This window comes from Shewanella sp. S1-49-MNA-CIBAN-0167, from assembly GCF_040310145.1.
GTDB lineage: Bacteria > Pseudomonadota > Gammaproteobacteria > Enterobacterales > Shewanellaceae > Shewanella > Shewanella psychromarinicola.
Genome location: NZ_JBEOPO010000005.1, coordinates 131,826 through 145,209 on the forward strand (window position 1 = coordinate 131,826; position 13,384 = coordinate 145,209).

At 36.0% G+C, this 13,384-nt stretch carries 10 protein-coding genes; 8 read left to right on the forward strand and 2 right to left on the reverse strand.

Annotated features, from left to right (window positions below):
* Window positions 1-97: 97 nt before the first annotated feature.
* Complete coding sequence (locus AAEZ00_RS03790) at window positions 98-3,532, reverse strand: EAL domain-containing protein (RefSeq protein WP_351088345.1); 3,435 nt, start codon at window positions 3,530-3,532, stop codon at window positions 98-100.
* 587 nt (window positions 3,533-4,119) lie between these two features.
* Between AAEZ00_RS03790 and AAEZ00_RS03795 the strand changes: the two genes are divergently transcribed.
* Window positions 4,120-4,563, forward strand: a complete 444-nt coding sequence (locus tag AAEZ00_RS03795; protein ID WP_351075530.1) for a DUF2057 family protein — start codon at window positions 4,120-4,122, stop codon at window positions 4,561-4,563.
* Between the two features lie 209 nt (window positions 4,564-4,772).
* On the opposite strand, the gene AAEZ00_RS03800 is transcribed toward AAEZ00_RS03795, so the two are convergent.
* The gene (locus AAEZ00_RS03800) at window positions 4,773-6,221 is read right to left on the reverse strand and encodes a DUF4892 domain-containing protein (RefSeq protein WP_351075527.1); all 1,449 of its coding nucleotides are present in this window, start codon (window positions 6,219-6,221) and stop codon (window positions 4,773-4,775) included.
* Between the two features lie 285 nt (window positions 6,222-6,506).
* Between AAEZ00_RS03800 and AAEZ00_RS03805 the strand changes: the two genes are divergently transcribed.
* The 7 genes from AAEZ00_RS03805 to AAEZ00_RS03835 all read left to right on the forward strand — a co-directional run bounded on the left by AAEZ00_RS03805 (window position 6,507) and on the right by AAEZ00_RS03835 (window position 13,127).
* On the forward strand, window positions 6,507-6,944 hold the full coding sequence (locus AAEZ00_RS03805) for a hypothetical protein (protein WP_351088346.1): 438 nt from the start codon (window positions 6,507-6,509) through the stop codon (window positions 6,942-6,944).
* A gap of 83 nt (window positions 6,945-7,027) precedes the next feature.
* A complete protein-coding gene (locus tag AAEZ00_RS03810; protein WP_351088347.1) occupies window positions 7,028-7,678 on the forward strand; it encodes a hypothetical protein in 651 nt (216 codons plus the stop codon).
* 217 nt (window positions 7,679-7,895) lie between these two features.
* Entirely contained in the window at window positions 7,896-10,907 is a 3,012-nt protein-coding gene (locus AAEZ00_RS03815; RefSeq protein WP_351088348.1) for a hypothetical protein, read from the forward strand.
* A gap of 3 nt (window positions 10,908-10,910) precedes the next feature.
* Window positions 10,911-11,399 carry a hypothetical protein gene (locus AAEZ00_RS03820; RefSeq protein WP_351088349.1) on the forward strand — a complete coding sequence of 163 codons (489 nt, stop codon included), beginning with the start codon at window positions 10,911-10,913 and terminating at the stop codon, window positions 11,397-11,399.
* Window positions 11,400-11,575: 176 nt separating this feature from the next.
* Window positions 11,576-11,866 carry a hypothetical protein gene (locus AAEZ00_RS03825; protein ID WP_351088350.1) on the forward strand — a complete coding sequence of 97 codons (291 nt, stop codon included), beginning with the start codon at window positions 11,576-11,578 and terminating at the stop codon, window positions 11,864-11,866.
* Window positions 11,859-12,296 (forward strand): hypothetical protein, encoded by a 438-nt coding sequence (locus AAEZ00_RS03830; RefSeq protein WP_351088351.1) that lies wholly within the window; start codon window positions 11,859-11,861, stop codon window positions 12,294-12,296. Before AAEZ00_RS03825 ends, AAEZ00_RS03830 begins: the two co-directional genes overlap by 8 nt.
* Window positions 12,297-12,419: 123 nt before the next feature.
* Entirely contained in the window at window positions 12,420-13,127 is a 708-nt protein-coding gene (locus AAEZ00_RS03835; RefSeq protein ID WP_351088352.1) for a hypothetical protein, read from the forward strand.
* Window positions 13,128-13,384: the final 257 nt, after the last annotated feature.

The following is a 13,384-nucleotide window of genomic DNA, read 5'->3' on the forward strand; positions in this document are numbered from 1 at the left end:
CTAAGCGTGCTTATTTTCAATAGCGCGTGGTTAACCGAGAACTCTTATCGCGAAGCAGATTTATTGATGCCTGTCAGTTTGCTGATAGGCATTTTGATCAGCGCCTTAATAAGGGCTTCTTATTCGGTCTTTTATTTTTTGCCTGTGTCTTTAACAGCTCTTCAAATGCAGCTCGAGGTAATGGCTTACTAAATAAGTAACCTTGGCCGTAATCACATTTCAGTGCATTGAGCAGATGATACTGCTCTTCTGTTTCAACACCCTCTGCAACGACCGTTAAATTGAGCCCATGTCCCATTGCTATCGCCGCGCCGACCAGTTCCAGATCGCCCGGATCAACCGTTATATCGTGAATAAAGCTCTTATCTACTTTCAAGGTATTAAAAGGGTAACTGCGCAGATAACTGAGTGACGAATATCCGGTACCAAAATCGTCCATCGAGATACTGACACCAATATCGTTAATCCAGCTTAAGTTACTGTCTATAATAGGATCGCCACTGAGTAGTACCCCTTCGGTGATTTCAAGTTCTACAGAAGTAGCATTAATTTGGTGTATATCTAGCTGAATTTTAAGCATATCAACAAAGGTATTTTCTCGGAATTGTTTGGGAGAAACGTTAATGGCTATTTTAAAATGAGGATTAAATTCGAGCTGCCATTTTTTGGCTGCAGTAAATGCGTTCTCGATAACAAATTGGCCGATAGAGACAATCAATCCCGTTTGTTCTGCGATAGGAATAAATTCATCAGGAGTGACTTGGCCAAGTAAATCACTATTCCATCTAAGCAGCGCTTCTGCGCCAATGATTTTACGACTTCTAATGTCTACAAAGGGTTGAAAATAAACCTCGAGCTCTTTGCGCTTCAATGCACTTCGTAATTGCTCTTCAACCCTAAGGCGTCGATTCATATCGTGGTTCATTTGATGGGTATAGAAGTTATAGGTATTTCTGCCGCGGTCTTTTGAATAATACATGGCAGAATCTGCCTGTCTTAGTAATTCTTTAGGGTCTTCACTGTCTAGCGGGTAAAGTGCAATACCAATACTGATAGTTGACACTAACTCACGGCTTTCGAGTCTAAAAGGAATGTGAAATTTCTTGAGCAGTTTAGTGGCAATGATCTCAACGTCAGCGGGATTATTGATGTTGCTCAGTATAATGATAAATTCATCACCTCCTAACCGACCCACTACATCATTGTCTCTAATGGAGTGTTTTAACCTTGCAGCCGCTTTAATTAACAATTCATCACCAACAGAGTGGCCCAAGGTGTCATTAACCTTTTTAAAATCGTCTAAATCTAAAAACAGTACTGCCACACTGTTTTTTGCACGATAAGCGTCTTTGAGCATTTGCGACAATCTATCAAGGGAGAGCAGTCTATTTGGCAAGCCTGTTAAGCTATCGTAATGAGCTTGATGGAGGATTTTTTCTTCTTGCTGTTTGTAATACGTTACATCTTGTTTTAGTGCCAAATAGTGTTTGGTGATGCCCGCATTGTCAAAAATGGGTGCGATATGAGCATGTTCCCAGAAAATCTCACCGTTTTTCTTTTTATTTTGCAGTTCACCCTGCCACGCATGTCCTTGAGAAATCGAATCCCATAATTCTTTATAAAGTGATTTAGGGGTTAACCCCGACTTTAACATGCTAGCTGGTTGGCCAATGACTTCACTTGCGGTGTAGCCAGAAATTTTTTCAAATGCACTATTAACATATTCAATTTTGCTGTCGATACTGGTTAATATCATTGAGATAGGGCTTTGTTCTATTGCTTGTGACAGCGTGAGGGCTCGTTCCTCAGCCTTTTTTTGAGCGCTTAAATCAATGTCGATGCAGTACATTTCCACTTCGTTGTCTGTGTTATTGATTAACGTATGGGATGAATAAACCGCGACACTACTACCATCTGCACGTCTAAGGAGTAACTCTCCAGCGGGAATGGGGATACCATCATTAATCCATGCATTGATGTTGTTAATTACGTGGTTCTTATAAGGTAATGGAATAATTAGATTTTCGAGTTGTTGACCTAATGCTTGCTCTTTTGAATAGCCATAAAGGCTTTCACTGGCTTGGTTCCAAAAAATAACCGAACGGTTTTTATCATAACCCTGGACCGAAATCGAGGGGATTTTTTCGAAGATTTGTCTGAATTTAGATTCACTGTTTAGCAGCTTTTGCTCTGCATTAATTCGCTCTGAAATATCTTTAACAAAGCAGAAAAACATACTGTCATCACCATCCCAAAAGCTGATATTCACGTCAACATGAAACAAGTGCCCCAGCTTATGTTTGTGCAGCGAAGTATAATTGATGGTTTTAGTTTGCTTTGCTGTAAGGATATTTTGGCTTGAAAACTGATGTTTTTCACTGGTTTCAATTTGATTAATAGGCTTATCGAGTAATTCATCTAGAGTATACCCCGTCATATTGGCGAAACTCTGATTTGATTCGATTATCCTGCCATCGACCGACACAATGACAAAACCATCTTGGGCAGTCGTTATAATGTTGCGATAAGTGATTTCACTGCGACGTAATTGTTTTTCGATATGCTTTTGAGCGGCCAGATCTCGGCCTACGCCAACAATGCCCTGAATTTTGCCGGATAAATGAGTAAAAGGTGTTTTTTGGGTTCTAAATATATGCTCAACTCCATCTGGTGTCGTGATCCATTCTTCATCCATCCACGACTGATTTTCTTGCAACACAAACTGATCCGCTTTGATAAATTTATCCGCCTGTTGGCAATCAAATAAGTCATAATCGTTATGATATTTTATTTGCTCTGATTTGAGTTGCAACAGATTAGAAAAAGCCTTGTTACAGCCCAAATAAATGCCATCGGTTGATTTATAAAAAATAATATCGGGAATACCATCAATAATGCTTTGTAACAGGTTTTTTTCGGCTTCGAGGAGCGATTTATTATGATGTGATTCTTGTGCTAATTGTTGCCTTTGTTGATGTTTTTTAAGCAGTAATCCAAGTAGCATAGTGCCACAAGTGTAAACGGTGAGTAATGTAGGACCAATGGTAAGCATGATGTCGTATTTATCTGCTATAGGCATTAATAACCAACTCGATAAAACGGCAAGCTCGACCACAATCCCCATAACCAATAGGTTTTGCCAATTGGGTTGTTTGTTTGAATGTTGCATCCAGTATCGCCAGCCTAAACCAATGGCAGAACTGATGAAAATAACCAATGTGCCAACGTATAAACCTGCTCCGCCCTGATAAATACGAAAGCAAGCCGCGAGGATAGTGGCAATTAATGTCGGAATAAAACCGAAAAATAAACCGCTCAAGCTTAATAATATCCAGCGAGCATCAAAAACAATCCCAGGCCTAAGCTCCCAAGGATTATTCATTACACTGATCGCAATCATCCCGATAAAAATGCCACTCAAGACATTTTTATATTTATCGGGCGTTAGCCTTTGTAAGGTAATGACGTCATAAATGACCACAAGAGCCAGTAACAATACGGCGTTGCTCATCAAACTGAAAAAACTATCCATTTTTTCTCCACATAATAAGGGCGTTGCCTTGCTTAACTGTAGCTCAAGTTGGGTAATAATAAAAAATTAGTCTATTTTTATCATTATGTTAATAATATTGTGGCCGAGTATGGCACACACTGGTCATGGTTGGATCTAGATCAGATTATTTTATCAAGCCACTAGTAAAGTCAAGTCATTAAACGGTGGGTTTTCAACTCATTCTTCATATTCGGATTAGATCTGCAATATGAATATCTGGTTTCATCGGCAGTAGCCGTTGGTAAAGGAAAAATCTATGCTGTGGATAAATAACACGTTATTGAAAGACCCGTATGTTATTTGAATTTGGCTCTGTTGATAAGGAGCTGTCAATAGCCTGGTATTATCATTACGGTTGACTCATTTTGTCTACGTAATATTATCTCTGTATTAATCTGAGTAATAAACCATTATTAATACAATAAGATAACCATTAATGAAAGGCACTCATTTTTGTTAAGGTATTTTTAATATAAAAAATTGAAAGTTATTGGCATATTTCGAGGTCTATTAAATTATGACCAACATACTTAATCGTTAAGTATGAAATATGGATGAATATGACTATGACGACTTCATTTTCTGCTAAAACGCTACTCAGCTCTATCACAATCGGCTTAGCATTATTATTCGGCGCGTCAGCTCAAGCGTCTAGTATTACTGTACCGGACTCCATAATAGTCGAAACTATTAACGGTAAAAACGTGAGTTTTGAACATACCATTGGGCTTAACCATGGACAACAATTGGTTGAAATTAACTATCGAGATATTTTTCAAGACAATGCTGATGATTCAGGAGGTTGGGTTCGTTCTGAACCCTTATACTTAACATTAAATGTGGATCATAATCAGCGTTATGAGCTCGCAACGCCTGTTATTTATAGTGAGGAAGACGCCCGTGAGTTTTTAGACAATCCGCAAGTGACATTAAGTATCAATGGTCAACATCATAAAGATGTCGCATTAATGACTCAGTTGCAGTTATTAACTAAATTGGTATTAAAATAAATTTTATAATGATTCCCAATCATTGATAATGTCGAGCACAATAGCAATGTCCATAAAAAATCCGAGTGTGTTAAATTCACTCGGATTTAGACGGCTGTATTAGGTAGATTAGCCAATAGTTTGTTGTTAACTAAACGGCATTACCGTCAAGGCTACTTTTTTATGACTGCTTATTCAGTTTTATCACTGTTAATTATCCTGAATTGATGCTATTTATTGTCCGAACGAATCACTAACTCAACTCGTCGATTCTGCTTTTGGCCTGCGTCATCAAAGTTATTAGCGATAGGTGAATATTCACCAACCCCTTTTGCTTCAACTTGTTGTGCAGAAATAGAGAACTGTTTGATCAAACGGGATTTAATTGCCGTTGCACGTTTTTCTGACAAGGTTTGGTTATAAGCCTGTGAGCCCTGGTCGTCTGAATGTCCTACCACATAAAATAACTGTTTAGGGTGTGTTTGTAGGTATTGAGCCACAAGTTCTACAATCGGATAGGCTTCTGGTAATAGTTCATCGCTATCATATTTAAATAGCAAACCGTCTAGCGCCACATGGCCCGTTTTAGCTATCTCGTCGGTTAATCCCTGCAAATCAATACCCACGCGATCATTGTTTAACGTGGTTTCTTCAATGATCCGGACTTCTGCTGATAGTCGACTAGAATAGCCAATCACATATACCATGACATAAACATTACCTTCCGGTCTTTCTAACTTGTACAGACGATAAAACTGGCTGTCGTCCATACCGTTGGACATTAGTAATTTTAGGGCGTCATACATTTCTGTTTTTTTGCCACATTGCTTACCTGTACAGGCATAAACTTCGTTAAAGCCGAGCTTATTTAACGCATGTTGATAATTTGCGTTAATCTCGTATTCAGAATAAGTTCGAGGTAACACGTAGCCAATATCGGTGATTTTACCATCTAATATTAGCGTCTCAAGTTTGCTACCATTCTTACCCACTAATACGGCAATTTCCCCAAAACTATGGGTGGTATACTCATCGATATATGCGCCAGGAATGCGAGTCAACATAGGGTGATCAGCGGAGTTTTTTTCATCTTTGTTGCTATTGTCTTTTACCGCTATTTCACTCACTTCTTGTGATAAATAACCTTGATTAGTGGTGACTAAATCTAATGGTTCGTCGATGACTTCTACAATATCTAACTCTAAATTGGTGTAACGAGCCCAACTAGCCGCATATATCGATACGTAAACTTGTTTTTTAGGTGAGGTGATTTTTGCTGTTAACACTGATGGAGATTTTCGTGAATTTGTTTCTAGCGGTTTAATAAATTGCTGTAACTTATCTTCATCGCCACAACTTGCTTGCTCGCATTCAAAGAGGATCTCGGCATTTAGCGCGTTGAGCTGATTTTTATAGTTATTGATTAAATGAGCTGGCGTATAAGACGGCGGCAGTTCATAGTTGGTTCTGGTCAGTTTGCCTTTCACTTCTTTGGAAAAAATTTTTTTGTCTTCAATTGATGTGATCAATTGCACCGGCGTGAAATGCCGAAGTTCATTCTCTGTTTTTTTAACCTCTTTAGGCTCAGAAAACAATTCATGTGTTGTCGCCGAATAGGCATTCATTGCTGGCATAGCCGAAATGATGATTGCTAATGACATTAACGCGGGTTTTAACATATTAACTCCCTGTTGAAATAAAGTATCCCGTTAAGAAATAACGTTAAGTGCACATAAGATATTCAAACTTCATCAGGGTGTAAATGAATTACGATTATAATTACAGGGCGGTTATTACTTGTGATGTTTATTTTTCTATTAATAATCTAAAAGGGTGTGTTTATTGATTAATAATTGAGTTGCATTGTTTTTTAGGTGACAGTGGACAATAAATTGTGAATGATAAAGGGAATGTTAATAATGATTGAGAAGTCATTAGTCGGTTAATCTTACAAGGAAGTGACTATGAATAAATTATTTTTTATAGTGGTATGTTTATTACTAAATAGCAGTGTTGCAGAAGCTAAGTTTGATGAAGATTTACAAAAAAGGTGCGTTAACATTGTAAACTACAAGCTAGCAGGGGATGTAGACTCATTAATTCACTACTTTTACCCTAAAACAGGAAATAATCCAAAATTTGTTAAGTTTTATGAAAAAAAACAGATAAAAGATGCTAGAAGACATGCTGAAAAAGGAGCAGTTGATAGTGTTTCTGTAGTCGACACTAACGAGCTTCCTAATCCGGCAAGCGATAGTAAGCATGCAGGATTTAATATTGTTGAACAACGCTCAATTCTAACTCATGTTAAGTTTTCTAAAGAGGATCGACCCGTAAGCTATGAATGTATATTTGGTCGTGAAAAAGAGTCAAATGAGTGGTTTATTTTAAACGCGATTTAGACTTTAGATAATAAAAACAAACTAAAACGACTAACATTTGTTAGTCGTTTTATATATAAATACAAAACTACAGTGATTTTTTTATGCCTTGGTTAGCAAAGAAACTCCGCCAATTTAACAATGCTTCCTCTTTATCAGACAAATTAACAGAACAGCATAAGGTCATTTTAACATCAAATAGAATAGTGTGGCCCTTATCTAACTTCACTTGGGCGCTATTTATGATTTGCTTAGTGGGTGTCCCATTGGGGTTATATGCATTGGATTATTATCAATATGTATTAGAGGCGACGTTTACTGCATTAGCCATCATTCTCGTTAGCCATTTTATTCTCCATTTTAAAACAGGTTTTAAAGCGACCTTAACAAAAGATGCCATTGAATTACCGACTGTATTAATTGGCCAGCATTCGACGGGATACGTGCCATTTAGTCGGGTTGAAGAAATTCGTATCCAACGTTTTTATCATATTTACCGCTATGTTAAACTCGGCGCTATTTTTAACTCGCCAGCCAAAGGCGAGATATACACCCATGCACATCTAATGTTAAACAATGGCGAAGTTGTTAATTTGTCTCGGGCAAACCTCGTCTCATTACCTGAAATTGTCGAATACATACAGCAGCGTTACTCTCCCAAAATCAGTTATCGTTATCCAATGCCACTGACATTTTTAGGTGGGATGTTTCTGTTATATATCGTGTTACTTATGACACTGATAATGATGACTTAAGTGTTCGACGGGGCAATATCCCAGCTTGGTGTTTTTAGGCCTAGAACAACTCGTTTGCAACGCGCTTGGGCAAGCAACAGGTGATAGTTATTTAGCAATGGTTTCGCAAGGGTTAATGCGAATGCAAACACCTTGTAGATTGTAATTGAAATAAAGATGAACTTGACATAACAGTCAATAAAAATTGAAAAAATGGATTTATATAGGGATATATTCAATGAAACATAATGCACTTTGGTTAGCTATTTTATTAGCTGCTAGCGTAGGAATGAGTGGTTGTAATAGTGAGTTAGAGGAAGGGGAAGGCGTTGGCGTTGTGGTGCCCACGCCAGTAGATCCGGTTGATCCAACAGATCCTATCGACCCAACGGATCCGGTTGATCCAACTGATCCTGTCGAGTTTGTCGGTACCTGGGAAAATAAAGATGAAGATGGTGATGGCGTACCAGATGAGCAGGATGATTATCCGTTTGATGCGAGTCGATCAAGTTACTCTACTACTATCGAAAGCTCTTTTAACGATAATCCTAGTGCCGCAACCGTAATTTCATCTATTTTTCCTTTTAAAATAGAAGGTGTAATTGAAGAGAATGGCGATGGTGATGTGTATAAGTTTCAAGTAACTGAAGAGACTATAGAAGCAAATATTCCAATTACATTTTTACTTTTAATGGAAAATCTCAACTTTATACCTACCATGAGTATTTTGGATGAAAATGGTATTGCTATTTTTGAAATTAAAAATAATTCTGAGCAGCTCGGACAAGTTGGAGCCATTTCATCAATTATATTTACTTCACCAGGTACTTATTATGTTGCTATTGCTGAAATAAATTTAAAAGGTGACGCTAGTGCCAGTTATATATTAAAAGCTTTCAATGATACAGATTTTGATGGATTGTCTACTACAACAGAAAATGCTTTAGGAATGAATAGTGAACATCCAGATACTGATGGTGACAATATTCATGATGGTAATGAGTTTTATGTACAAAATTTTGGAAAAATAGATCTTGATTTTGATGGTGATAATATACCTAATTGGTTCGACTTAGATTCCGATGGTGATGGCTTAAGTGATGAATTTGAGGGCATTAATGATGCTGATGATGATGGTTTAGGTGCATTCGTTGATATTGATTCTGATGGAAATTCAATCGAAGATAATATTGAGGCTGGTGATTTATCTAAACCGATAGATACAGATCGTGATGGTATTGCTGATTTTCTCGATTTAGATGATGATTCTGATAGATTATTTGATATAAATGATAATGATAGGTTAACTAAATTAAGTATCGATAATAATTTTCAAGTTTTTGCTTTGCGATATAATGATGAATTAGGCATAAGTTTTATAGATAGAGCTTTTCCTGGAACTAAAGTATTTATTCAAGGGCAAGATATACCTCAAAGAAATGCCTATTTTGTTATAAACAATGAAGGTAAAGTATATAATATAAAAATTTCAGACTTTGTAGATGATGGTTTTTTTGTTTATTTACCAGAAGACATAGATGATGAAAAAGAGTATGAGTACTTCATTACCAATGGAGAATATAAAAGCAGTTCAGAGTATTTTAGAGTATCTTCTTCTTTAACTCCTATTATCACGGAATTGCCGAATGAAAAATATAACCCTGGAGATGTGGTTTCGTTAAAAGGGCGTAATTTTCAACCAAATATGTCTGTGTATTTTGGTGGGGAGATCATATCGCCAGATTCAGTTTTAGATAATGAAGCTATTATCACAATTCCTGAAAATTCTACATCGGGGTTTATTTACATAGAGTCATTACAATTATTTAGCAATAAGATTTATATTGAAATTAATGAAAGTGTTTCCTTGTCAATGTCTTCTGATTTTAAATTCGAGAGTTTTTATATCTTAAATGAAGAAACAAATGAATACGATAATCTAGAGGTAAACAAAACGATAGAATTTGTAAATAAAGATAAAGTTAGTTTTGTTGATATGTTTAAGTTCAAAGATGGCTATGTACCCTATGCTACTATTGCAATTTTTAATGATGAAAAACATGTCGAAGTTAATAATCAAAGATTAATATTGTCTAACCTACTATTGATGCCTTCAATTGAGAAGTTTATACCAATAGAACAAGGTGATATTAAATTATTAAATGCTAGTATAGTTTCGAATGAGATCACAAAAAATAACTTTTTTGATACATTACCACAAAAAAAAGAATCGATTATTAGGGTTATTCAAGATTTAGAAAATATGGATGTAAAGAGCTATTCCAAAAGTATTGAAAAGATTAATTCTTCAAGTGACGATTCAATAAAACCTTCCATAAACCCAGAAGGTAGCTACTGGGACGAAATATCTTTAAGTCCTACAAAAAAAGCTTTCGAAGAAGAATGGTATAAAGCCCTAGAATATGATGGAAATATCGAGGTTCAAAATCGTTCTCAACTTCTTTTGAGCCTAGGTGTTCATCCCATGAATGAAGATCTTGAAAAGGGAGATGGATTCGTTACAGATAAAAATGGAAAAACTCATGATCATATTCAAGATATGTTTGATAGGGATATTATCGGTGCCCAATATCTGCAACTATTTGGGGTTGACATTTGGTCGCAAGATGTGACATATAAAGCATGTGCTTATACCGATTGTGTGTATACAGTTTTGAGTCCTGGTTATGCAGAGCCTTATGCAACAGAAGCTGGACAAGTAAGTATTCGCTCTCAACTCTACTTACGATCTTTAATTGAAAGAGGTATTTGGCCATCATTAAAATTAATGCTAGATGTAGTTGGTTTATCTAAAAAAGTGCCTAGCGGACCAATGACCAAACTTAAAAGTGGTAAGAATATAATAGAAATTATTTTGACACATGGGTTTAATGATATAGATTTTATTAGAGATACAATTGAAAAAGCACAGTCTGATGGTCAATGGAGCCAAGCTGTAGAAGCTATCGTATGGGGGAGGCTTAATCTTATGCTAGATTTAGAAAAAGCTTCTTTGGCTGAAGGTAAGACAGGCCCATTACTAAACGCACTTTTACATGAAATGAATATAGACCCAATTAGTATTGGCGAGGCGGTTTTAAAAGCTGTTGCAATAAGATTAGTTCCTGTTATCGGCGAAGTTGCCATAGTCTGGGATGTCTTAAAAGGTGTAGATGCTGGTGCAGATATAACAAAGTTTTGGTGGAATTTGAACCATGTGGGTGGGAAGTATGATTTTTATGTTAATTGAGGAATGAAGATAATCACTCTTAACCCCGGTATTGTGAGTGCAGAAGAAAAAGATGTTAATCTAACAATTAGAGGTGCAGGTTTTAAGCCTGTCGATAACTGGTGGCCATGGGCTGATGAGCATCCCTTAGTTACTATTTATGATCAAGGCAATAATGATAAAAAACTCGAAATATCAAAATATCAAGTTAATGAATCAGGAACAGAACTAATAATTATTATTCCTGGTAGTTATCTAAAAGATGCAATAGGGGGGGGTAGAGTCGAGGTTATGCATAGAAATCAAACCACGAAATCAACAGATTATAGCGACCCCAAAATAATAAAAATTGGGAGTGGATTTGATATTGACAAGCTCTATCCTAGTGAAGGATTTCCTAAAGATGTAATTACTTTAAAAGGAATTGGTCTCGATAAAATACTGAAGTATGGTTTAATTCGGCAACAGGACAAGAGAAGGCTGTTATTACAAAATATAATACAGATTCTCTGACACTAATAGCTCCAGAAAATGCAAAAACAGGTAGCGTTACAGTTAAAAGAAATACAGAATTTAAAATTATCCCTTTTACGCTTCTTGAAAATAGGGTCGATATTAGATTTGGAGATAATGGCAATAATGCAGATGATAAATTTGCTCTTTGGATAAACAACAAGCAAATAGGTTTGATGTCTAGTGGGGCGAGAGTTGTCAATATCAGTGAACAATTACAACCTGGTAGTTATACTGTGGAGCTAAAGGGTATTGAAGCTCCTGATGATATTGGAACCTATTATATTTGTTTTTCTGATAATGTAACTATAAACAGTGGTAGTAATGCACTTTCAGGCCGGGATTTAGTTCGAGATGCCACAAAATTATTTAAAATCACTGTTGCTAAAAAGGTTAATGCAAGTATCTCAAATTGTGCTTATATTAACAATTCAACTAATAAAGTAAGGATTTTACAAAATGGTTAATGTTATTAGGATTTTATTTTCATCGTTATTGTTTATTGTATGGAATCCTACTTCAGCAAGTGAGATTGAAGACGATCCCTTAGCAAAACGTTGTTTAGCTTTATTTGAAATATATAAAAAAAATGATTTAAGTTCCTTTTTGAATGAATTTCCTAGCCAAGTTGTAACTATCATAGGCGAAGAGACACTCAAGAAACAACTTAATAAAAAACATAATAAATTCAAAGAAGACTACAATAGTTCACCTAAAGAAATATTAATAACGGGTATTGAAAATATACAGTCTCACCCAAAAGCCATCGAAAGGATAGGTGTTGAAGAGTCGAAAGAAGTTAGCATATACATTGAAGGTGTAAATATTAGTAGAGTAGATGGATGCAAGTTCGATCGCATCAAAACTAAGTGGTATTTTAGTGATACTCCTCTTTAGGTTTAATGATGAATTAAAGTGAGCTTTCTGTTTAGAAAGCTTACTTTTTTACGCTAGAATGAATAAAAGTTAACACGGCTAGTCAAAAAGTTCGGCTCGAAATTAAGATAGGGAAATGTGATTTTGAACGATTTATATTATTTACTCACAGATAAACGTTGGTTTGTTGGTCATATTAGAAAAAAATATAATTGTATTAGTAAAGACCAAATTGTGCAATTACCAATAACTTGGGGGCTAAAGAGGTTACCATTAAAAGATGAGGTTAAGTTAGCTACGCTGCTGTTGATATTATTATTGATCTTTTTCGCTATGCTGGTGTTTACTGATGGTGCTTTGGCGGACGAATTCCCAATATTGTTCAAAATGAATGGTAAGCAATTTTACAGCCTAAGTGTCCCTTTAGTAACACTGTTCTGCCTCGGAGTGTATTATAAGTTAAGAGTTAAATTTTCATTAAGAAACAATGGGATTAGGCTGTCTGAACGTCTATATAATAATCATATAGGTATATCTGTAGACCAGTTGGTATTACCACCATTCATTCGTCAATTTAGTGTTCAAGAAACATTGAATAATACACCACCGTTTTTAAATTCAATCACGTTAAACAACAGTCAGATACACCAAATAGACGTTAAATGGTATCAATATTACACTTCGGTAAATGACACTTCATTTAGACAGAATCAGATCGACGCTATTGAAATTAAATTGAATGATGGCCAAGTTTACATCCTTAATAGTTGGGCGTTCCCGTATTCAAGTTTGCTTTACTTGTTCATTAAGTTTAATTACCCAGTAAACCTAGAAGATATTGGTACTAGATAAAATTAACATAGTCATTCATCTTGACAAACATGGCCAATAGCATGGCCACCCAGAATTATTGGCCAAATATTAAACACTCAACTACGCTTTATTTACCCTTCCTAAATGGTATTTGAAGATGGCCAGACCAAGACAAACTATCGTTAGCTTAGAAGACACGCCTTACTATCACTGTCCAATTAATAGCATGGCCACCCAGAATTATTGGCCAAATATCAAACAATCAACTACGCTTTATTTCCCCTTCCTAAATGGTA